Consider the following 20204-nt stretch of genomic DNA (forward strand, 5'->3'; position numbering starts at 1 on the left):
CGTCATCGTCGACAGCGTCCGGTCGGGCCGATCCGACAGCCACCGCGGCGACACCGTCTGCAAGTACCCGAAGTAGCCGAGCGGTCGTGAGCTCTCGCCCACCTCCGGGGAGGACAAGAGCTCTTGCGGCACGAGTTACATCCGGGTCCGCGCGTACGCGTGCAGTGCGTCGCGGACGAACGCCGCCCCCGCGGCGTCGTCGTACATGCCGGCGAAGCGGGGGTCGTCGACGAACATGTCCCCCACGCCCTTCACCATCGCGATCGAGCGTTCCCGGTCGCCCTCGGCCGTGGGGGTACCCGGGATCCGGCTCAGCCACCGGACGTGCCGGGCGGCCAGCGTCTGGGCACGCACCGAAGTCGGAGAGATCCCGGCCTTCGCCGCGGCGACCCAGGCGGCGACGAGGTCCTCGCTGTCCTGCTTCCAGGCCCGCTGCTGGTCAAGGGTCTTGCCGTGCCACCAGTCGTTGCTCACCTGGAACGCGCGCTCGCCCCAGCGTGAGATCACCTCATCCTTGTAGTGGTCGTTGAACCCCGCCAACATGACGTCCATCTGCGGTTCCGCCCCCGCCTGCAGGGCCTCGAGCGTGTGACGCACAGACCGGATCTGCCGTTCGATGCGGTCCCGTTCCTCTTCCAGGGCGGCGATGTGGGCGCGGAGCCCGTCGCCCGTGTCCACCTCGTCGGCCAGGACCTGGGCGATGGCCGGCAAGCCCATCCCGAACCGGCGCATGAGCAGGATCCGCTGCAGCCGGGCGACCGCGATGGGGTCGTAGTAGCGGTACCCGTTCGCGCCGACCCGGGACGGGGCCAAGAGCCCGACTCGGTCGTAGTGCCGCAGGGTGCGGCTGGTGATGCCGGCCCTCGCCGCGAGTTCCTGGATCGTCCACTCCATCGTTCCAGATGTTAGCCGCGGCGGAGCGTGGTCGCGATGATCTCCGAGCTGTCGGCGTGCAGGGCCTGCGCCGCCGTCTGCCCGGTCGCCGCCAGGTAGGTGTCGACCAGCCGGTTGCCTGCGGCGTACCCGGCGCCCATCGGCAGTCCCACCGGGGTGACGCCGAGGTGCTCGGCGCCGGGGTCGCCGTGCACCCAGGCGGTGAAGTTCTGCATGCCTGTCACGTCGAGCCCGGTGAGCACCTTGGCGAAGACCTCGTCGTCGTGCAGGTGCGGCACACCGATGCGGGCGGGGCCGAGCTCGTCGCCGTAGAGTTGGCGGGCGAAGGCGTCGGCCAGGCCCTCGCCGACGATGTGCTCGCCGACCGTGACGGTCATCGGGTCCCACACGACCCCGCCCGGGCTCCACCGCAGGTTGTGGTGCAGTTCGTGCACGGCGGTGGCCTCCAGCCGCGCCACGTTCTCGGGGAAGGGCCAGAGCGTGATGGCGATCTGGCCCGAGATGCCGCCGAACCCGGTCAATCCTTTGCAGGGGCCCATGAAGTGCTCGTCACCCGGATCGCCGAGCACGAACAGCACGGTGATGTCCGGGGCCGCCAGGCCCGGCGTCGCCTCCAGCAGTACGGCGAGAGCGTCGTCGAGCGCGCGTTGCATCCGCTCCCAGGCCCCGGCCGCCGCCAGGGTTTCGAGCGCGTCGAGGCAGCGCTGCTCGTCGCGGTCGATGGGGAACCCGGACGTTTGGAAGTGCACGGCCGCCAGGTCGATCTCGCCGGGGTGGTAGCGGTACATGCCCTTGATGGGCTCCAGCATCGAACGCAGCAGGTCGACGCGGTCCGCGACCGGCGCCCGCAGGATTTCCCTCATGGCGGAGCAGGTGTCGAGAACGGTGATCGTCATGGCCCCGATGCTAGAAGTTGACGCAGCGTCAAGGTCAAACCAGCGGCACCCTTCAACGGAATACGGTCGGCAGGCCGTCACCCAGCCCCGTCACGACCGGCGGTCCGCCGTTGCGATGGACACATGCAACGTGGACAGCCGCCGTTCCGGCGTGCGTCCGGCGGTTACCGATGACGCAGCAGAGCGGTGCCGATCCTGGCGCCGGAGACGAAGGAAGCTTGATCGCCCACGCCGTGTCCCCATGCTGCTCCCATCAGCCCGCTGAGCAGGGTGCCGGCAGGTCGGAGCAGCCCTGGGCGGGCGGGGCGAAAAAACATTTGCCTCGCGCCGAGCCGGGTTTGTAGTCTCGGGGCACGCCGAAAGGAGGTGGTCCGAACAATGGTTGATCATAAGTGGACTAGCGAGGTGGCTGTCCGCTAGGACGCCGCGACTCCGGACTCTGTCCGGGCGTCTGGCGACGTTCGGCGAATCCATACACTCACCGGAACCCCGGGCTGCCAGAGGGCGGGTCATCCCGCCTTTGGTCCATCTGGCCCTCCCGCACGGCAGGAGGAACAGGCCCGGGGTTCTTCCCTTTCCACCCCTTCTCCCGCGCACCGCCGACAGCCCCCCGGCGGGTACGCCGAGGGCCGCGACGGCATCGGGATGGAAGGGGAGTGCGATCCCTGGAGCCTGGTCAGTCCACTCCGGGCACGAAGTCCCCCACCCGCTTGAGCTCGGCGGAGATGTGCGACTGGAGCGGCTGCTCCACCGCCGCCATGTCATAGGCCCACATCAGGTTGCCGTTGACCAGGCCGTAGAGACGGTGGCCGCCGGTGTACTCCTTGGCGGTGGCGGTGCGGGCGACCACGTCGGTGTGGAGCTCGATCTTCTTGAAGACGACCTCGCCGTAGTAGATCTCCACGATGCCGGTCGGATGCGACAGGCACACCTCCAGCCGGCGGTCGGGCAGCTGGCGCCAGAATCCGGTCTCGACGGCCAGCGGGCGGACCCTGTCGCCCGCCTCGTCGAGCAGCCAGGTGCGGCTGGTGTAGGTCAGGAAGGGCTTGCCGTTGTGGCCGAAGACGATCTCCTGACCGAAGTTGAAGCTCTCGATCGTCGGGTATCCGCCCACTCCGGCACCTTCCCACCGGCCCACGAGGAAGGCGATCGGCTCAAGGTCGGGATGCAGTTCGGGAACGTCCATGAATCCGAGCCTAGAGCCGCCCCGATACGGCTCGCGCCCGTGGTGCGGAGCCGCATAGGCTGCAGGCATGGCACGATCACTGGTGATCAAGGTGACCGCCGGCGAGGACGCACCCGAGCGCTGCAACCAGGCGTTCACGGTGGCCGCGGCGGCGTTGGCAAGCGGGGTTCCCGTCTCTCTCTGGCTGACCGGCGAGTCGGCGTGGTTCGCCCTTCCCGGCCGGGCGAAGGAGTTCACGCTGCAGCACGCCGCCCAGCTCGGCGACCTGCTCGACGCGGTGCTGGCCGCGGGCCGGGTGACACTGTGCACGCAGTGCGCGGCCCGGCGCGACATCACGGTGGACGACGTGATCGAAGGGGTGCGCATCGCGGGCGCCTCCACCTTCGTCGAGGAGGTCCTCGGCGAGGGCGTCCAGGCACTCGTCTACTGACAGTGTCGACGTAGACGAGTGCCCACGGCGGGAAGGCCCGCTCCTCAGCCGGGCAGCACGGCGGCCAGCCGCTCCCGGCGGAGCCGCTCGAACCAGGAGTCGTCGATCGGCGGGAGCTGGGCACCGACCGCCCAGGTCAGCAGGAGGTCGGCGAGCCCGGGGTTGCGGGCGAGCGCAGGACCGTGCAGGTAGGTTCCGACCATCTTGCCGATGTGGCAGCCCTCGGTGCCGTCGCCGTTGCCGGTGCCGACCGCCGTACGGGCCAGCGGCCGGACGCCGGGGCCCAGCCGGGTGACGCCCATGTGGTTCTCGAAGCCGGTCAGCGTCGGGATGCCGAGCGCCGGGTCGGCCTCGCCGGCCAGTTCGCCGACCGCGCGGCCCGTGCCCCGGCCGCTGGAGATGTCGACCAGGCCGATGCCGTCGACCGGCTGTCCCTCCTCGCCGCCGAACGTGGTGCCCATGATCTGGTAGCCCGCGCAGACGGCCAGCAGGGAGGCGCCGCGTGCCATGGCCCGGTGCAGGCCGCCGTCGCGGCGCAGCCGTTCGGCGGCCAGGATCTGCGGCCGGTCCTCGCCGCCGCCGATCAGGTAGATGTCGCCGCCCTCCGGCACCGGGTCGGCCGAGCGCACGTGCACGGTCTCGACCGGGATGCCGCGGCGCTGGGCGCGCTGCTCCAGGACCAGGACGTTGCCCTGGTCCCCGTAGGTGCTCAACAGGTCCGGGTAGATCCAGACGAGTCGCAGGGCGCTGTCAGACTGCACGACCGAACTCCGATCGAATCTGCTGGAAGGCGGTGTAGTTGGCGATCACGTCGACCTTGCCGGGCGGTTGGGCGGCGAGTGCCTGCCCGAAGGAGTCTGCGAGCTGGAACGGCACGCCCGCCACGTCGAGCCGGAGGGCGAGGTCGAGCCGCCGCTCCCCGGCCACGTAGACCGGTCTGCCGCGCAGGACGCGGTAGTCGACGTCCCACAGCCAGGAGGTGTCGCGGCCGTCGGGGCCCTGGGCGTTCACCGACAGGATCACCGGCAGCGAGCGGTCGAGCACGTCGAACGCCTCCAGCCAGCCCGCCGGGTTCTTGGCGAGCAGCAGCCGGGCATGCCGCCCGTCGCGCTCCACGGTGGTGTAGCGGCCGGCGACGGATCTGACCTCACGCAGCCGGGGCAGGGCCCGCTGGACCGGCAGGCCGAACGTCTCGGCGGTGGCCAGCGCCATCACGGCGTTGGCCCGGTTGGCCCGGCCGGGGAGCTGGATGTCCAGCACCCAGCGCTGCCTGCGCGGGTCGATCGCCGCGTCGTCGTCGAGGGCCCAGGACGGCTCGGGCCGCCGGAAGGTGCACTCGCGGCAGGCCCAGTCGTTGTCAGCCGTGCGAGGGGGGACCATCCCTGAGACGTGGCCGCCGGGCGGGGTGTAGTCCATCCCCTTGCGGTCCAGCGGGCCGCCGCACTCAGGGCAGCACCAGGAGTCCTCCTTCCACGGCTGCCCGGCCGACACCCAGGTGACCCTGGTGGCCGTGGAGGCGCCCCAGGTCACCAGCGGGTCGTCGGCGTTGGCGATCACGTGGGTGTTCTTCCCGGCGAGCGCCCGGCGCCACTTCTGGGCCAGCAGCCAGATCTCCCCGGCCCGGTCCATCTGGTCGCGGCTGAGGTTCATCAGGACGATCACGCCCGCGCCGGTGGTGTTGATCACCTCGGGCAGGTATTTCTCGTCGACCTCCAGCACGCCGTACGGGGCGTGCTTGGCCGACGACAGCGCCGAGACGTGCCCGGCGGGCATGTTGGCGCCGAAGGCGTTGGTGGCGACGTCGCCGAGCTCCTGCAGCGCGGAGGTGATCAGCCGGGTCGTGGTGGTCTTGCCGTTGGTCGCGCTCACCAGCGCCAGTTTGCGGTCCAGGGCGAGCTTGCGCAGCAGGTCGGGCTCCAGTGCCAGGCCGATCCGGCCGCCGATCACCGAGCCGTCGCCGCGGCCGGTCGCCCTGGAGAGGGTCGCGGCCGTACGGCCGAGGGCGCTCGCGAGCTGCGCCCGCAGCGGAAGCTGAGTCATGCCGTCTCCTCGCCTGGCAGCCTGTCGCGGGACGGGTCAGCGGCCGGACCTGGTTCGCCGAGTCGCAGCCGGGCCTGGTTCGCCGAATCGTTCATGCCGCAGATCCTAGCCGTCACCGGGTCCTGTCCCCGTCCGGCGACGGCCCGGCGGGCGCGGTGCGTCGCCGGTGCGGTGCGTCGCCGGTGCGGTGCGTCGCCGGTGCGGCGGGCGCGGTACGTCGTCGCCGCGGTTACGTCGCCGGCGCGGCAGGGTGCGGTGCGTCGCCGGTGCGGCGGAGGCGGCCGGCATGGTCCGCTCCCCGGTGCGGCGGTCCCTACTCGCTGAAGGCGAGCTCCGCGGGCTCCGACGACGTGGCGTCGAACGGCAGCACGAACCGGTGCGGCCAGGACAGCACGCTCTCCAGCCAGTTCGCCCCCATCGTCTGGGCCACGTGCCGGAGCCGCTCGGCCGGGTCGACGCCGATCGTCACCGTGAGGATGTCCTGTGCCACGCCCTCGTGCTCGTCGTCGCCGAGGATCACCCGCCAGGCCAGCGCCCGGTTGCGGTCCACCTCCATGGAGAGGGGATGGTGACGCAGCGCCCTGGCACGGTGCCCGAGCAGCTCGTTGGTGCCGGACGGACGGTTGAACAGCGCGTAGTCCATGGCCGGCGCGGGGCCGCGCGGATTGGGCGCGGGCTGGCCGTGCGGGAACAGCCTGTCCACTTCGTGCAGCCAGCGGACCTGCGGGATGACCCAGGCGGTGCCGGGCCGCTCGATGACCTCGCGGTCGGGCCCCAGCAGCCGGGTCGCGGTCCCGGCGACCTGCTCGGTCAGCTTCGCCGGGTCGCTGACGGTCCGCAGCGACCACGCCCGGCGTTCCACACCGCGTTCCACCGTGGTGGCCAGCAGGCACTCGCGCCGCCGTATCGGCAGCTCGGCCCACAGGTCGGCCAGCACCCGGGGGGCTCCGGGGACGGGCCGGTTGGTGCAGAACGCCAGCACCAGGGTGTCGGCCCAGATGCGCAGCCAGGCCCACTCGGGCGCGTCGGCGAGCAGGTCGGCCTCGCGGAGCTCGACGAGCGTGCACGCCCGGCCGGTCCTGCACTCCTGTCCGCACGCCGCGGAACGACGGCCGCAGATCGGTGGCATGTGGCCGGGGATCGGGTGCTCGCGGTCCTCGCCCAGCGGCACCTGGATGCGGAGCGGCCGGTCCATCCCGTCCGCGAAGACGGCCGCGACGCCCGGCTGCAACGAGACGACCTGCCGGGACTGCTCCTCGCTCAGGTTCATCGCGGCGCCCACGAGCTGCCGGTCGTCCTCGGCGGGGAGCCGGTGCACGACCTTCAGCGCGGTGTTCTTCACGACGTCGGAGACCAGTTTGGTGGGGATCTGCTCGGCCACCACGATGCCCTCGCCGTACGCCCTGATCTCCGCGAGCATGCCCGCGAGGAGCTCCACCGCGTGCGTGCTGGCCCGCCCGGCGCCGCGGTCGCGGAGCAGCCGGTGCGCCTCCTCGATCACGATGACGTGCCGGAGCCCGTTGGTCCGCTCCTTCCTGGCCCGCATCCGCAGGTGCTCCACGATCCGGATGATCAGCGTGCCCATCAGGAACGCCTTGTCCTCGTCGTTGGCCACGTCCTCGATGGCGAACACCACGTTGCGCTGGAGCAGGTCGCCGATGTCGGCGGGGTGCCCGCCCTCGAAGAACCGGCCGGCCGAGCCGACCCGGAGCGAACGCAGCCGCAGCGAGATGAAGCCCTCGACGTCGGCCTGGACCTCCCTGCCGTAGCCGATCTCCTTGATCACGTCCATCGCGTGCCGCTGCAACTGCTCAAGGGTCGGTACGGCGGGCCGCACGGCGGCCCCGGGAGCGGCCCAGCCGGTCACCACGTCCCAGCCGTTGGCCTCGTAGACCCGCTGCAGGGCCAGCGACATGATCTGCGGGAACGGCTCCTCGGCGTCGAAGGCCGCCATGAACAGCGCCCGCACCATGTCGATGTGGGCCTGGACCGGGTAACCGGGCTCCGGAGCGAGCGGGTTGACGCTGAACGGCACGCTGTCCGGCGCCGACGGGTTGATCACGGTCACCGGGGCGAGGTGCTCGATCCGGCCGCCCATCGCGGCGTACTCGGACTTGGCCGGCTCGATCGCCAGCCAGGGGATGCCGGCCCCGGTGAGCTGCTCCAGCAGGTGCCTGACGGTCTGGGACTTGCCCGAGCCGGTGGCGCCGGTGACGAAGGCGTGCCGGTTCAGGGTGGCGAGGGGGATTTTGAAGGAGCCGACCGCCCTGTCCTGCCCGTCCAGGATCGACCCGAGGTCGACGGTCAGCGCGCCCGGGGTGACGTCCGCCTCGCTGGTCACGTCGAAGAAACCGGCGTCCAGCACCCGGACTCCGGGCACCTCCCGGCGGGGCAGCCCGGCGAGCGCGGCGAGCGCCCCCGCGGTGGCGGCGAACGGAGCGGCGGCACCGTCGGCGGGATCCTGCAGGGTCACCGAGAGCGCGTCGGCGAAGTCGTACACCGGGCCGGACAGCGCGCTGCGCAGGCGGTAGGGGTGGTGGCTCATCTCGGCCGAGCCGACCAGCACGGGGGCGATCTGGCGTAGCTCCTCGGGACCGGCGGCACCGGCCAGCACCCGCACGCTCCAGAGCCCGGCCTCACGGAAGGCGTCCAGCTCCTGCATGCGGCGTTCGGCCCGCTCGGCGTCGTAACGGGAGCGTTCGGAGGCGTCGCCGTACTGCCTCAGCACGTTGAGCTGGGTCCGCAGGTGCGCCACCTCGGCGTCCAGCAGGTCGGTCCGCTCGGCGACGACCAGCCAGGCGAACGGCCGGGACATGAGCGTGACCAGGGTGGACTCGAAGAGCGTGGGCCGCTTGACCTCGTCGGCGTCCGGCTCGCGGCGGCCACCGAGGGGTGGGGCCTGCCGTCCCGGACAGGTCGTCCAGGCCAGGTCGGACAGGTCGCGGAGCCACTCGTCGCCGATCCGGACGCCCCGGGCGCCGCCGGGGAACAGCAGCGGCTCGGGACCGGTCGGGATCGGGCCGCTCTCGGCGGCGGCCCGGCGGGGCGGTCGGGGCGGGGTCAGCGGGCCGGCATTGGTGATCAGCTCCAGCGGGGCCCCCGAACCCCGGGAGAGCCAGCCGGTGACGAAGGGCCGGTTGCGCTGGGCCGCGGAGAGTACGGCCGGCAGGACGGTGACGAAATCCCATTCCGCCGAGGAGCTGCGTGAGGGCGCGGTGATCGCCTGGATCCGATACCAGGGGCCGGTCAAGGTGGCCTGCGGACGGGAAACGCTTGGCTGCATTTGGTCTCCACCCAGGGGTCCCGGCTCAAGGCCGGGGGGTTGACGCTTCACGGATCGCTCCGCCGTACAGGCCGGCGGGGGCCCGGAGTCGGGTCACCCCAGCAACCAAGATCGAACCTTCCGAGTGGGACGCACATCCCCATTGACCAGGTCATTGCCACAAACGGACGGTTCATTGGCGTCTGCGCCAGTCCAGCCGGGGTGGCGGCGGGCCGAGGTTCGGCGGCGCGTCCTCGAAGATCCCGGGTGTCCGGGGCTCCTCTTCCTCTTCCTCCTCGACGCGCTCCAGCGCGGCCTCCTTGATCTCGTCGAACTCCCCCAGCGTCGTCTTCGGGAAGGTCAGGATCGCCGGGTTGGCGTCGGCGAGGCGGACCCTGCGCCCCTGGGCGGTGGCGTCGGTGACGATCACCGAGGTGGTGGGGAGCTGCTGGAGCTGGTGCGGTTCGACGAGGAACTCCCGGGACCGGTGCAGCACCCGTTCGGTCTCCCCCATCGCCTTGGTCGCGCGGCGGCCCCACTCGGTGGAGGAGGTGATGTCCTCCCTGAGGTCGGCGCGGCTGACGTCCCGCTCGTCCTCGCCCTCCTCCGCCAGGCCGACGGTGGAGACGTAGCCGCCGTCCAGCCCGGCCCCGGTCCCGGCCGCGCTGACGGTCTCGGTGAGCTGGGCGAGCTCCAGGCGGTGCTCGGTGCCGACGTGCTCGCTGGCGATCCGGGCGTCCTCGGCGTTGCCCAGCCGCATGAACGTCACCGCCGCGTGCCCCCGGCCGAGCCGTTCCCGCACGGTGGGGGTGAGCGACCGGTAGGTGAGCACCAGCCCCGTCCGGGAGGTCTCGCAGGCGTCCATCAGCCGGTCGAGCACGTCGCCGCGGAGCTTGTCCGCGCCCGCGACGATGATCGTGTGGTACCAGGGCCGCTCGGACGAAGGAGACTGCCGCAGGATGTGGGTGAGCGCGGTGGCCACATAGGTGCCGAGGACCCGGTTGCCGAACACACCCGCCTGACGGTCCATGGACACGACCCGCAGGCGCGCGGGCGGCAGCCGTACGGCCTCCGAGCCGAGGGTCTCCAGCTTGCGCAACTGCGACTCCAGTGCCCAGGCACGCTCGATCACCACCCGGTCACTGACGCCCCGGCCGAACAGCGTGCCGATCCGCTCCAGCTGAGCCGCGCTGAGCAGGCCGAACCTGAGATCGTCGCGCGGGTCGCCGACCTGGGCCAGTGCCCGCAGGGCCGCGGTGACCTGGTTGATCGTGGCGTTCTCGCCGAGGACCTCCAGGACCCGTTCCAGGATCGCGTTGTCGAACGATAGATCCCTGGTCGTGCGGTGCTCCTCGCTGACGCTCACCACGTGGGCGAGCACGTCGGCGAAGGCCTCGGGGGGCAGGGTGGCGCCCAGATCGAGCTTGGGGAGGTCCACCGGCAGCACCCAGACCAGCGGTTCGTCGCCGCCCCTGCGCGCCAGCTCGATCAGGTCCTTGGCGATCGCCCCCTCGGACAGGTCCAGGACGGTCAGATGACCTCCGCTGTAGAGGCGGGTCGCGCCGAGCAGGGTGATCAGCGCCGACCAGCCCGGCAGCGTGCCTCCGGCGACGTCGATCCGGTCGATCTCGTCCGGCACGGTGACCGCGTACCAGGTGAGCTGGCGGTCGTAGAGCTCCTTCTTCCCGGCCCACTCCCGGTAGCGGACGGCGTGCTCCTCCTGGGCCAGGAAGAGGTCCCTGTCCCGCTGCTGCCGCTGCCGGTCGCCGACCGCCTGACGCTCCCGGATCCGGTGCCGGACCGTCCGGTTGCCCTGGTGGACCGCGTACGTGCAGTAGCCGGCCACCCCGCCGGTGGCGATCAGCCCCAGGGCGGCGAACGACCAGCTCAACATCTCGGTGAGGCCGAGCAGGAGGATCAGCCCGGCGAGACCGGTCATGAACACCCTGAAGATCTTCACCGGCCGGTTCAGCATGGCTTCGTTGAGCCGTTCCCTGCGCACCCACTCGGGATCGACATCGGCCTGCTCGGCGGCCTCCTCAGCCGGGGAGGGCCGTCGGGGAGCCGGACCCGGATCAGGTTGCAGCAGGGCATACTGCCAGCCCAGGTAGATCCGGTCCGCCTGGAGCTGCGCATGCTCGGGATGCACGTCCGCCACGGAACCTCCGCCATAGGGCTCTCGCCGCCTCGGTGACAGCGTAAGAGTTAGATCTCCCATTCGGGCGCCGTTCCCGTCAATCTGCTGTATTTTCCCCAGTTTCAATGCCACTTATGGGATGGACGAGTCGGGTTGGCTGGAGGCTAGCTATTACCATCCTTTGTCATGACGTCTCCCCCCGGTGGCGAAACCCGGCCCCGGCGCCCGGTCGCGGTGCCGATCGCCGCCCTGCTCGCCGCCACCGGCCTGGGAGTCACCGCCGCCCTCGGGGGCCTCGGCGAAACCCCCGAAAAGCCTCCCAAACAACTCGGCCCGGGTTCGAGCCTGGACCAGGGCGAGTTCACGACCACCTTCGTGGAGTCCCGCACGGCCGCCGAGCCGGGCCGGTTCGGCATCCCCGGCAAGCGTTTCCTTGAGGTCGTGCTGAAGGTGACGAACAAGGGGGAGGAGACCACCGAGCTGGGGAGCCCTCCCCAGGGGAAGACACCCGGCTTCTTCTTCGCGGCCTCCCTGCTGAAGATGACCCCGGAGATCAAGAGCGACCTCGGTGCGGTGCTCTCGATCCCCGACGGGGACGTGTCCAGCACGCAACTCCATCCGGGAACGACGTCCACCGTCGTGATCAGGTACGAGCTGCCCCGGGGCTCGCGCCCGCCGAAGAAGGTCCAGTTCGACGTCGGCGCCTTCGAGCTCTCCGAGGGGTTCAACCTCGACCCGGCCTGGACCCTGGTGGCCGACGGCGACGCGGCCGACGCTCCGCCCGAGGTCGCCGCACAGGTCACCCTCCCCGTGCGGCAGGGGGGGACCGTGTGATGAGCAGCGCGACTCCGGTCAGGACCGGGACGGCCGTCCGCCGCCGCGCTCCCCGGCCGCCGGGCCGGCTGCGCCGGGCGGGCGTCCTGGTCGCCGGCGCGGCCCTGGCCGTCGCGGCGGTGGGCCTGCAGACGCTCGGCCTGGATCAGCAGGCGCGCATGGCCCATCTGACCTGGACCGGCGGCGTCGGGGAGGAGGTCGCCGCCTCCCGGTTCTCCGCGCGGGTGAAGGCCGTGCAGGCCGCCAGGGTCGTCGAGAGCACCGATCCGAGCGACAAGGTTCGGCGGGCCACCGCCTCCGGGATCTTCCTGATCGCCGATGTGGGGGCGACGGCCCGCCGGGAGCCGCAGAAGCTCGCCCCGCCGGTGCTGCTCACCGAGGACGGCAAGCGCTACACGGCCACCGACAAGGTCCCCTCCTCGCTGGGCATCACCGAGCCCTTCATCCAGGTGGGCTGGTGGGCCGAGCGGACGGCGGTGTTCGAGATCCCGGCCGCCGCCCTGGCGGGCTCCCGGATCGTGCTCGCCCCGAAGAACGGATTCATGGGAGAGGCGCTGCTGCCCGAGGTGGAGATCGACCTCGGGCTCGACGACGCCGCCGCACAGCGCCTGATCTCGAACGCGAAGGATGTCTACCAGTTGGCGAGCAAGAAGTGACGGGCACGCCGCGTCCGCCCGGCGAGGATCGGCGCGGCTGGTTCACCCCCTCGGAGGCCCCTGAGGGAGCGCGAACTCCCGGGGACGGCCGGCCCACCGAGGAGCAGCCTCGTCAGGACGCGCAGTGGCCCGCCACCGGCACCTGGCCGGCTCCCCCGCATCCGGCGCCACCCGCCCCCGGCCCGCGACCCGTCGCCCCGGGTGGCGTCCCCGCCGCATCCGACGGTCGGCCTCCCACCGCAGGAAGTCCTCCCGACGCCCCCGCACGGCCTTCCGCCCCGGGCGGCCCTCCTGACGCCCCCGGACGGCGCCCGAGGCCCCGTGCCGGGCGTCCCGCTTTCACCCCCCGGCCTACGCCACCCGTCGCCGGCTGGGCACCCGGTCCCCGGCAGTCCTTCCCGGACGAGCAGGTCTGGCCGCCCGCGCCGAGGCCGGTGAGCGAGCCGCCGGGAGCCTCGACCCAGCCGTTCCCCGCCTTCCCGACACCCCCGCTGCCCAGATCCCCGCACCCCGGCGCCTTCGGAGCCGGAGCCGTGCTCCCCGCCGGGACGGGACCGGTCAGGTCCGGGCAGGAACCCGCCGGGGCCGCCCCGGCACCGCGACGCCGTACGGCGCTGCGGGTCGGCGCCCTGGTCCTCGCCGTGGCGCTGGGCATGGGGATCCCCACCGTGGACGGTTACCTGTTCTACCGGACCGGCAGACTCGACTACCGGATCCACACCGTGGCCGCCGGAGGAACCGGGACGCTCATGAACGTGTCCTGGAAGGTCCAGGTCGAGCAGGTGGACACGCTCCCGGGCAGCCGCCCCATCAAGCCCGACCAGCAGTGGCTGAAGATCAAAGTGACCAGGACGTCCCTGAACACCGAGGGGGTGATCCGGCGCGGCGACCCCGAGATCAAGGTCAAGCACCCCGACGGCCGCACGTGGCAGGCCGAGGTCGTCGAGAAGACCATGCCCCTGGAGGTCGAGGACCACAAGATCGGTGTCGGTTACGACTACGACCTGATCAGCCTGGTGCCCCGAGCCGTCGCCGGCCAGGTCCAGGTCAACGTCATACCGAGCACGATCCGGGTGCCGCTGGTGGAGGAGACCGTGGAGGAGCTGTTCAAGCGGGCGGGCACCGAGAAGACCGAACCGCAGGACCAGGTGCTGCTGTTCAGACGGTGAGCGTCTGGCCCGCCGTACGGCTGCGGGTGGCCGCGATGTCGAACGTGGCCGCCAGCAGGCAGGTGGTCAGCACCGTCACGATCAGATCCCTGACGAACGTCAGCGGCGGGCCGATGACCAGCCAGAGGTAGGGCTCCTCGCTGCCGATCAGCGTCCGCACACCCCGCTCCCCGTAGTCGGTGCCCACCCGGAGCGCGACATAGCAGAGGCAGAACATGCCGAACAGGGCCGCGCCGCCGCGGACGGCGAGCCGGAAGGCGTTCGCGGGCGGGACCCAGCGTTCCTGGAACCCTCCGGTGGCCCGGGTCATGGTGGAGCGGGTGAGCGAGTGGGTCCGCTCCATCCGGTCGGCCACCGCGTCCAGCCGGGTCCCGCGCACGATCGCCCGGGTGTCCTCGGCGAACGCCCCGTAGACCAGCGCGGCGATCGTCAGCCAGGTGAGCGGGACGATCAGCCCGTCCACCACGTACGGCCAGGCGTCTCCGACCCATGTCCAGAACGCCCGCCAGCCCGGCACGGCCTTCTCGGCCGCCTCGATCCAGTCGCCGATCGTGGTCATGGCGGTCCGGTGCGACAGCCATTCGGATCGCGCGGAGGTGAAGGTGAACATCGCGTTGAGGCCGTAGAAGGCGAAGGCCAGCTCGAAGAAGGTGGTGAGGACACCGCTGCCCCTGACCTTGCCGTTGGCGTGCCACCAGCCGAACAGCGTCCTGAGCAGGTAGGCCACCACCGCGATCGCGAGGGACAGCCGCACGTCCAGCGCGATGAGGCCGGTGGCCCCCTCCCCCTGGATACCGGCCAGGGATCCCATGAGGTCCTGGTCGGCGCGCTTCATCAGGTCGAGCGAGGCGAACTCGCGGGCGTCCTCCGCATGGAAGCTCCAGGCCAGATAGATCGTGGCGAACACCAGCGTGGCCCGGTTGAGCGCACCGAACATGCCCTCGTCGGCCTCGCCCCCCTCTCTCCGCGCCTGGATCTCCCGGAGCGCGCCGCGCACGGAGTGCAGCATGCCGACCATGACCACGAGCTCGTTCAGCACGATCAATGTGAAGATCAGCATCGTGACGGCGAGCCGTGCCTGCCGGTAGTCGCCGTGCGAGACCTCCGAGCCCGCCCACATCAGCGCGGCACGGACCGCTTTGCCCGCGGAGAACCAGAGCACCAGCGAGATCGCACAGGCGCCGAAGATCCTGAGCGCGTGCACGGGCAGTGCGTACGCGCTGAGCGCGGCCTGCGGCGAGGATGCGGGCGGGAGCGACGGCGGGGCAGGGGGCGGGGGCAGGGGCATAGCAGACGTTCCGGACACTCGATGAATCGTAGCGACCCGCTGTCACCGGCCACAGTGAAACGTCCGGGGCAGCTCGTCCGCCGGGTGCGCCCGCCCGGCCCCGTTCAGCGGACCAGGCTCCAGGTGAACGCCGCGATCTCCTCGGCCGGGCGGGGAGGGTGCTCCTCCAGCCAGTAGGTGACCACCCCGATGAGCGCGCCCGCCAGGTAGTGGGCGTGGACCTCCGGGGGCACGTCGTCGTGGCCGGGGGGCCGGGAGCCCGTCGCGAACGGGCCGCGCAGCTCCGCGACCAGCGCCTCGCGCAGGCGGGCGCAGAAGCGGGCGCTGCCGTACGGCCCGAGCATCCGCCGGTACAGCGGGGCCCGCGCGCCGACGTGCTCGAACAGGGCGACCAGCGACGCCGGGACCGGGCCATCCTCCCGGTAGGGGCAGCGCGCGGCCTCCGCGGCCAGCTCGCCGACGGCGGCCTCCATCGCGTCCAGCACCAGGTCGTCGCGGTCGCGGTAGTGGACGTAGACCGTGGCCCGGTTGACCTCGGCCCGCTGGGCGATCTCGGCGACCGTGATCGAATCGGGGTCGCGGCCGGCGGCGAGCTCCAGGACCGCGGCACGCAGGCGGGCACGGGTCCGGCGGACCCTCGGATCGTCTTCGGTCATGAGACCTCGTCTTCGGTCATGAATCCAAAGATAGACGACATCCGTCGAATAAACGACGGGTGTCGTTTGTTGCATCGGACATGAAGCGCATCGAAGTCTGGGCCGACATGGTCTGCGCCTGGGCCTACATCGGCAAGCGACGCCTGGAGAAGGCCGGGTTCGGCGAGGACGTGGAGATCGTCTGGTGCCCCTTCCAGATCGACCCGATGGCCCCGGCCACGACCGAACCGCTGTACGAGGCGCTGCGCGACCCGATCGCCGACGGCGCCCTGCAGGCCTGCCACCCCGGCCTGACCCCCGCGGAGAACCGGGTCCGCGTCTCGCTCATCGCGGCCGAGGAGGGACTCGGCCCGCCCTGGGGCGCCGTCTGGCGCCCGAACACGTTCGACGCCCACCGGGTGATCGCCCTCGCCTACCAGCGGGGCGGCCCGGCCCTGCAGGACGCCGTCGTGGAGCGGATCCTGCGCGCCCACTTCGTCGAGGCCTCCGACATCGGCGACCGGGCCACCCTGACGGCGCTCGCCGCCGAGGCGGGCCTGGACGGCATGGCCGAGGCGCTCGACGCCGGAGAGGGAGCGGGCGAGGTCCGCTCCCAGCTCCTGCGCGGCAAGGCCATCGGTGTGGCCACCTCGCCGACCTACGTCGTGGGCCGTACGGCGGTCGCCGGTGCGCAGCCGCCGGAGACCCTGGCGGAGCTGGTACGGCAGGCCGAGCCCGAGCGCGAGCTCCCCGACGAGGTCAGGCTGCTGCGCCAGGCCGAGTCCCTGCTGGACGGCCGGGACTCCCTCGGCGCCCTGCGGACCCTGGAGCCGCTGCTGGCCGACCACGGCGACGACCCCGCCGTCCGCCTGCTGGCCGCCCGCGCCTACTTCGGCTCGGCTCAGCTCGGCCGGGCGCGGGAGACCCTGGAGTCGCTGCTCGACCGGTCGCCCGGCGACCACTACGCCAGGTTCCTGCTCGGCAGGACCCTGGAGCGGGCCAACCGCCCGGCCGAGGCTCTGCCGCATCTCCGGCTGGCGGCGGCCATGTCCGCCGACCCCGGCTACACCGACGCGCTCCACCGCGTCGAGAGCCGGGTCCGGTGACGGCCGGATCCGGTGAAACGATGAGGGCCGACACCCCGTGACGGGGTGCCGGCCCTCAGCCGTGATTCTCGGGTCAGACAGCCACGGCGAGCTGGGTGACCTCGCCCAGACGGGCCTGGGCCTTGATGTCCTTGGTGACGCCGCCGCCCGCGATGATGCGGACGGTCCAGTCACCGGGAGCGGCGAAGAAGCGGAAGATGCCCTCGTCGGACACCACGACCTCGCCGGTGAACTCGCCGGAGTGGTCCAGCAGGCGGGCGTATGCCGTACCCGCGCCGGACACCACTCCCTGGATGACGGCCTGGGTCGAAAGGTCGATCCCGGCCGGGAAGGCGATCGTCTGTTCCGGAGCAGCGCAACCGTCGGTCATTATCGTGCCTCTCCCAGTTCGATCGGCACGCCCACGAGCGAGCCGTACTCTGTCCATGAACCGTCGTAGTTCTTGACGCTGGCCTGGCCCAGCAGCTCGTGCAGCACGAACCAGGAGTGGGCCGAGCGCTCGCCGATGCGGCAGTAGGCGATGGTGTCCTTGCCGAAGTCGACGCCCTCGCCCTCGTAGAGGGACTTCAGGTCCTCGTCGGACTTGAAGGTGCCGTCGTCGTTGGCCGCCTTGGACCACGGGATGTTGCGGGCGGTCGGCACGTGACCGGCGCGCTGGGCCTGCTCCTGCGGGAGGTGCGCGGGGGCGAGCAGCTTGCCGGTGAACTCGTCGGGCGAACGCACGTCGACCAGGTTGAGCTTGCCGATCGCGGCGACGACGTCGTCACGGAAGGCCCGGATGGACAGGTCCTGGTCCTTGGCCTGGTAGGCGGTGGTGGGGCGGCTGGGGACGTCCTTGACCAGCTCGCGGGACTCGAGCTCCCACTTCTTGCGGCCGCCGTCGAGAAGCTTGACGTTCTCGTGGCCGTAGAGCTTGAAGTACCAGTAGGCGTAGGAGGCGAACCAGTTGTTGTTGCCGCCGTAGAGGATCACGGTGTCGTCGTTGCCGATGCCCCGGGAGGACAGCAGCGCCTGGAAGCCCTCGCGGTCCACGAAGTCACGGCGGACCGGGTCCTGGAGGTCCTGCCTCCAGTCGATCTTCACGGCGCCACGGATGTGGCCCTTGTCATATGCACTGGCGTCTTCGTCGACTTCGACGAGGACGATGCCATCGGTGTCGAGGTTGGCCTCGACCCAGTCAGCGTCCACCAGGACGGCGGAGCGGCTCATGGGATCCTCCGGGATTATCTTGCGGCGGGCAGTAAACGGCGAATGACAAGGAACATCTCGCAGCCCAGACAGAAGCCGAAAGCTGCGTTGAGGAAGGCGGCGAAGAGAGCCGCGGCGGTGGCGCCGAGGGCCAGCGGCGTGATCTGCGTGACGTATCCGACCAGGCCCACCAGGGCGAAGACCAGACCGACCCCCTGCGCGAAGCGCGGCGGGGCGGCGTCCTCCAACTCCCTGGGAGGGCTCTTCACTATCCCTTTGAAAATCATCCCGTACGGCGAGGCGCCGAAGACACTCAGTGCGAACACCACCGCCTGTGCGGCCAGCAGCCACGCGCTGTCCGTGATCAGAACGAGCGCGAGGACGACGGTCGTCACCGTTGCCGCGAAGCGGAGAGCCCTGGGATCAGCCTGCATCACTCGATGCTCCTGAAGGGTTGTGCAGATCGGTGCGGCTCAGGGCCGCTTGAGATCGCCCTTTAGGAAACGCGACAGAGCGCGGTGGTCACACGGCAGAAATCCACCGCGCGCCGCTTCGTCAGCAGCTCTGTCGTAGGCATCATGCCGATGACACTACCCCGACGTTCCGGGATCTGTCACATCCTCGTCCAGTTCCTGAGACAAGGTTGTTTTACGGGCGGTAGGGTTCGCGGCTCACTCACCCACCGCGAGACCCAGCGCCCCGATCACGTCGGCCTTCCGCGGCTGGCCGGAGGCGCGTTTCACCACCTGCCCCGACGCGTCGAGGATCAGCACGGTCGGGGTGCGCAGGATGTTCAGTGAGCGGACCAGATCGAGACGGGACTCCGCGTCGATCTCCACGTGCGCCACCCCCGGCACCATCTCCGTCACCTCGGCGAGGACCCGGCGGGTCGCCCGGCACGGCTGGCAGAAGGCGCTGGAGAACTGGACGAGCGTGGCCCGCCGTCCCAGCTCGGCCTCCAGGTCACCAGAGGTCAGCCGCTCCACGTCTCCCCCAACCTCACGCGGCACACCGCTGCGCCGGCGCATCATCACGCCCACCAGCGTGGCCGCGCCCAGCGTGACGAGCACCACTGCCAATCCGGTCACAGAGCACGACAACGCCCGGCCGCACCGCGCCATTCCCCGGGCGTCCCCGCTCAGGGGAAGGGGACGCTGACCAGCATCCGGCCCTGGGAGGTGACGATCTCGAACCTGGAGATGCTCGCGGGAGAGATCGTGGTGGTGCCGTTGAAGGCGCCCGCCCTGTCGTAGGCGGCCTTGTCGACGATCCAGTTCCCGGCCGTCTCCCGGCCTCCGCCGACGGCGACCACGTCCACCCGGCAGCGGGTGCCCTGGGCGACCCCGGTGAGCATGACCTTGATCTTGGTCGCCTCCGCACCCGGCACCGCGGTCACCGTGGCGTGGACGCTGCCACGGTCACCCCGGGCCGTCCGCTCACCGGTGTCCTCCTTCAGCATGAGCTGCGGGTCGTCGTCCTGCGCCGGTGAACGGGCCGGCGTGGGGGCGGCCCTCCTCTCCGCCAGGGAGGGACTCCCGCCGTCGGCGGCGGACGACCGGGGCGCGGACGCCACTGAGGCGCCCTGCTCGGGCGGCGTGGACTGGGTGACCCACAGCGTGCCGCCGAGCCCGACCAGCAGGACCGAGGCCGCCAGGGAGAGCAGCGCCCTGGCCACCCGGCGCCGCTTGACCTTGGCGTTGAGCAGCCGGTCGAGCACCGCCTGAGGCGGGCTGGCCACCTGCGCCACGTCCGCCTCGGACACCCGTCCGAGGAACGCGGCCACCCCGGTCAGCTCGTCGAACTCCGCCTGGCAGCCGGCGCACTCGGCGAGATGGGCCTCGACGAGCACGCACTCCTCGGACTCCAGCGCGCCGAGAACGTACGCCCCCAGCGAGATCCGTACTTCATCGCATGTCGTCATGGCGCGAGCCCCCGCTCTTCCAGCGCCAGCTTGAGCGCCCGAAGCGCGTAATACGTGCGCGACTTCACCGTCCCCGCCGGGATGCCGAGCGCCGCGGATGCCTCTTTGACCGACTTTCCCTGGTAGTAGACCTCGGCGAGCACCTCGCGGTGCTCGGGCCGTAGCGTGGCCAGTGCCTCGGCGACCGCCCAGGAGTCCACCGCCCGCTCAAGCTCGTCGTCGGCGGGCAGTACGGCGAGTGCCTCCGCGCCCGTCTCCGGAGGACGCGACTTGCGGGCCCGATGCTGGTCGACGACCAGGTTGCGGGCCACCCTGAACAGCCAGGCGCGGATCGGCCGCCCGCTGAGAGCGTCAGGATGGCGCCAGGCCCGCAGTAGCGTCTCCTGCACGATGTCCTCCGCTCTCCCCGAGTCGCCCGTCAGCCGCAGCACGTAGCCGTAGAGTGGCCCGCCGTGTTCGTCGAAGAGCGCCCTGACGAGTTGCTCGTCGGCGGTTCCGGCTTGACTCACTTCCTCACGACGTACGGCGCGGCGGATCGGTTCAGTCACGGGATCGGCCCGGC

Annotated in this window: 21 protein-coding genes; 5 read left to right on the forward strand and 16 right to left on the reverse strand. The window is 71.4% G+C overall.

What is annotated here, in order from left to right:
- Positions 1-135 precede the first annotated feature (135 nt).
- The 3 genes from OHA77_RS16750 to OHA77_RS16760 all read right to left on the reverse strand — a co-directional run bounded on the left by OHA77_RS16750 (position 136) and on the right by OHA77_RS16760 (position 2976).
- Positions 136-894 (reverse strand): MerR family transcriptional regulator, encoded by a 759-nt coding sequence (locus tag OHA77_RS16750; RefSeq protein ID WP_406318982.1) that lies wholly within the window; start codon positions 892-894, stop codon positions 136-138.
- An 11-nt stretch (positions 895-905) separates the two neighbouring features.
- Positions 906-1790: a DUF2268 domain-containing protein gene (locus OHA77_RS16755; protein WP_406318983.1), complete on the reverse strand. Its 885-nt coding sequence runs from the start codon at positions 1788-1790 to the stop codon at positions 906-908.
- Between the two features lie 676 nt (positions 1791-2466).
- Entirely contained in the window at positions 2467-2976 is a 510-nt protein-coding gene (locus OHA77_RS16760; protein ID WP_406318984.1) for an FABP family protein, read from the reverse strand.
- A gap of 67 nt (positions 2977-3043) precedes the next feature.
- On the opposite strand from OHA77_RS16760, the gene OHA77_RS16765 reads away from it, so the two are divergent.
- The gene (locus OHA77_RS16765) at positions 3044-3406 is read left to right on the forward strand and encodes a DsrE family protein (protein WP_406318985.1); all 363 of its coding nucleotides are present in this window, start codon (positions 3044-3046) and stop codon (positions 3404-3406) included.
- A 44-nt stretch (positions 3407-3450) separates the two neighbouring features.
- Here the strand turns inward: OHA77_RS16765 and OHA77_RS16770 are convergent, their stop codons facing one another.
- The 4 genes from OHA77_RS16770 to OHA77_RS16785 all read right to left on the reverse strand — a co-directional run bounded on the left by OHA77_RS16770 (position 3451) and on the right by OHA77_RS16785 (position 10866).
- A complete protein-coding gene (locus OHA77_RS16770) occupies positions 3451-4167 on the reverse strand; it encodes a glutamine amidotransferase (protein ID WP_326819712.1) in 717 nt (238 codons plus the stop codon).
- Positions 4157-5446 carry a MurT ligase domain-containing protein gene (locus tag OHA77_RS16775; RefSeq protein WP_326819711.1) on the reverse strand — a complete coding sequence of 430 codons (1290 nt, stop codon included), beginning with the start codon at positions 5444-5446 and terminating at the stop codon, positions 4157-4159. The genes OHA77_RS16770 and OHA77_RS16775 overlap by 11 nt, the downstream gene beginning before the upstream one ends.
- 313 nt (positions 5447-5759) lie before the next feature.
- Positions 5760-8696, reverse strand: a complete 2937-nt coding sequence (locus OHA77_RS16780) for an ATP-binding protein (protein WP_406319833.1) — start codon at positions 8694-8696, stop codon at positions 5760-5762.
- Positions 8697-8901: 205 nt separating this feature from the next.
- A complete protein-coding gene (locus tag OHA77_RS16785) occupies positions 8902-10866 on the reverse strand; it encodes a hypothetical protein (protein ID WP_326819709.1) in 1965 nt (654 codons plus the stop codon).
- Positions 10867-11031: 165 nt separating this feature from the next.
- Between OHA77_RS16785 and OHA77_RS16790 the strand changes: the two genes are divergently transcribed.
- The 3 genes from OHA77_RS16790 (at position 11032) to OHA77_RS16800 (ending at position 13504) form a co-directional block, all read left to right on the forward strand.
- On the forward strand, positions 11032-11679 hold the full coding sequence (locus OHA77_RS16790) for a hypothetical protein (RefSeq protein WP_406318986.1): 648 nt from the start codon (positions 11032-11034) through the stop codon (positions 11677-11679).
- Positions 11679-12335: a hypothetical protein gene (locus tag OHA77_RS16795; RefSeq protein WP_406318987.1), complete on the forward strand. Its 657-nt coding sequence runs from the start codon at positions 11679-11681 to the stop codon at positions 12333-12335. Before OHA77_RS16790 ends, OHA77_RS16795 begins: the two co-directional genes overlap by 1 nt.
- Positions 12336-12769: 434 nt before the next feature.
- Positions 12770-13504, forward strand: coding sequence for a hypothetical protein (locus OHA77_RS16800; RefSeq protein ID WP_406318988.1), 735 nt, complete (start codon positions 12770-12772; stop codon positions 13502-13504).
- On the opposite strand, the gene OHA77_RS16805 is transcribed toward OHA77_RS16800, so the two are convergent.
- Complete coding sequence (locus tag OHA77_RS16805) at positions 13494-14810, reverse strand: hypothetical protein (RefSeq protein WP_406318989.1); 1317 nt, start codon at positions 14808-14810, stop codon at positions 13494-13496. The genes OHA77_RS16800 and OHA77_RS16805 overlap by 11 nt on opposite strands.
- Positions 14811-14896: 86 nt before the next feature.
- The gene (locus OHA77_RS16810; protein ID WP_406318991.1) at positions 14897-15448 is read right to left on the reverse strand and encodes a TetR/AcrR family transcriptional regulator; all 552 of its coding nucleotides are present in this window, start codon (positions 15446-15448) and stop codon (positions 14897-14899) included.
- Between the two features lie 80 nt (positions 15449-15528).
- Here OHA77_RS16810 and OHA77_RS16815 point away from each other — a divergent pair, with 80 nt between their 5' ends.
- Positions 15529-16533 carry a DsbA family protein gene (locus OHA77_RS16815; protein ID WP_406318992.1) on the forward strand — a complete coding sequence of 335 codons (1005 nt, stop codon included), beginning with the start codon at positions 15529-15531 and terminating at the stop codon, positions 16531-16533.
- A 73-nt stretch (positions 16534-16606) separates the two neighbouring features.
- Here OHA77_RS16815 and OHA77_RS16820 read toward each other — a convergent pair whose 3' ends face one another.
- The 7 genes from OHA77_RS16820 to OHA77_RS16850 form a co-directional block, all read right to left on the reverse strand.
- Positions 16607-16903: a DUF1416 domain-containing protein gene (locus OHA77_RS16820; protein ID WP_326819702.1), complete on the reverse strand. Its 297-nt coding sequence runs from the start codon at positions 16901-16903 to the stop codon at positions 16607-16609.
- Positions 16903-17742 carry a sulfurtransferase gene (locus OHA77_RS16825; RefSeq protein WP_326819701.1) on the reverse strand — a complete coding sequence of 280 codons (840 nt, stop codon included), beginning with the start codon at positions 17740-17742 and terminating at the stop codon, positions 16903-16905. The genes OHA77_RS16820 and OHA77_RS16825 overlap by 1 nt, the downstream gene beginning before the upstream one ends.
- Positions 17743-17756: 14 nt before the next feature.
- The gene (locus OHA77_RS16830; protein WP_326826978.1) at positions 17757-18155 is read right to left on the reverse strand and encodes a DUF4395 domain-containing protein; all 399 of its coding nucleotides are present in this window, start codon (positions 18153-18155) and stop codon (positions 17757-17759) included.
- 62 nt (positions 18156-18217) lie between these two features.
- Complete coding sequence (locus tag OHA77_RS16835; protein ID WP_406319834.1) at positions 18218-18301, reverse strand: putative leader peptide; 84 nt, start codon at positions 18299-18301, stop codon at positions 18218-18220.
- A gap of 91 nt (positions 18302-18392) precedes the next feature.
- Positions 18393-18809: a thioredoxin family protein gene (locus tag OHA77_RS16840; protein WP_406318993.1), complete on the reverse strand. Its 417-nt coding sequence runs from the start codon at positions 18807-18809 to the stop codon at positions 18393-18395.
- 50 nt (positions 18810-18859) lie between these two features.
- Entirely contained in the window at positions 18860-19642 is a 783-nt protein-coding gene (locus tag OHA77_RS16845; RefSeq protein ID WP_406318994.1) for an anti-sigma factor family protein, read from the reverse strand.
- The gene (locus tag OHA77_RS16850) at positions 19639-20151 is read right to left on the reverse strand and encodes a sigma-70 family RNA polymerase sigma factor (RefSeq protein WP_406318995.1); all 513 of its coding nucleotides are present in this window, start codon (positions 20149-20151) and stop codon (positions 19639-19641) included. The genes OHA77_RS16845 and OHA77_RS16850 overlap by 4 nt, the downstream gene beginning before the upstream one ends.
- Positions 20152-20204 lie beyond the last annotated feature (53 nt).

This window comes from Streptosporangium sp. NBC_01639, from assembly GCF_045209755.1.
Taxonomy (GTDB): Bacteria; Actinomycetota; Actinomycetes; order Streptosporangiales; family Streptosporangiaceae; genus Streptosporangium.

Excerpts from the sequence above, each read along its gene's own strand:
- OHA77_RS16795 (WP_406318987.1), top strand. The coding sequence starts at position 11,679 with ATGAGCAGCGCGACTCCGGTCAGGACCGGGACGGCCGTCCGCCGCCGC.
- OHA77_RS16810 (WP_406318991.1), bottom strand. The coding sequence starts at position 15,448 with ATGACCGAAGACGATCCGAGGGTCCGCCGGACCCGTGCCCGCCTGCGT.
- OHA77_RS16760 (WP_406318984.1), bottom strand. The coding sequence starts at position 2,976 with ATGGACGTTCCCGAACTGCATCCCGACCTTGAGCCGATCGCCTTCCTC.
- OHA77_RS16755 (WP_406318983.1), bottom strand. The coding sequence starts at position 1,790 with ATGACGATCACCGTTCTCGACACCTGCTCCGCCATGAGGGAAATCCTG.
- OHA77_RS16845 (WP_406318994.1), bottom strand. The coding sequence starts at position 19,642 with ATGACGACATGCGATGAAGTACGGATCTCGCTGGGGGCGTACGTTCTC.
- OHA77_RS16775 (WP_326819711.1), bottom strand. The coding sequence starts at position 5,446 with ATGACTCAGCTTCCGCTGCGGGCGCAGCTCGCGAGCGCCCTCGGCCGT.
- OHA77_RS16815 (WP_406318992.1), top strand. The coding sequence starts at position 15,529 with ATGAAGCGCATCGAAGTCTGGGCCGACATGGTCTGCGCCTGGGCCTAC.
- OHA77_RS16820 (WP_326819702.1), bottom strand. The coding sequence starts at position 16,903 with ATGACCGACGGTTGCGCTGCTCCGGAACAGACGATCGCCTTCCCGGCC.
- OHA77_RS16765 (WP_406318985.1), top strand. The coding sequence starts at position 3,044 with ATGGCACGATCACTGGTGATCAAGGTGACCGCCGGCGAGGACGCACCC.
- OHA77_RS16790 (WP_406318986.1), top strand. The coding sequence starts at position 11,032 with ATGACGTCTCCCCCCGGTGGCGAAACCCGGCCCCGGCGCCCGGTCGCG.
- OHA77_RS16825 (WP_326819701.1), bottom strand. The coding sequence starts at position 17,742 with ATGAGCCGCTCCGCCGTCCTGGTGGACGCTGACTGGGTCGAGGCCAAC.
- OHA77_RS16830 (WP_326826978.1), bottom strand. The coding sequence starts at position 18,155 with ATGCAGGCTGATCCCAGGGCTCTCCGCTTCGCGGCAACGGTGACGACC.
- OHA77_RS16750 (WP_406318982.1), bottom strand. The coding sequence starts at position 894 with ATGGAGTGGACGATCCAGGAACTCGCGGCGAGGGCCGGCATCACCAGC.
- OHA77_RS16835 (WP_406319834.1), bottom strand. The coding sequence starts at position 18,301 with ATGATGCCTACGACAGAGCTGCTGACGAAGCGGCGCGCGGTGGATTTC.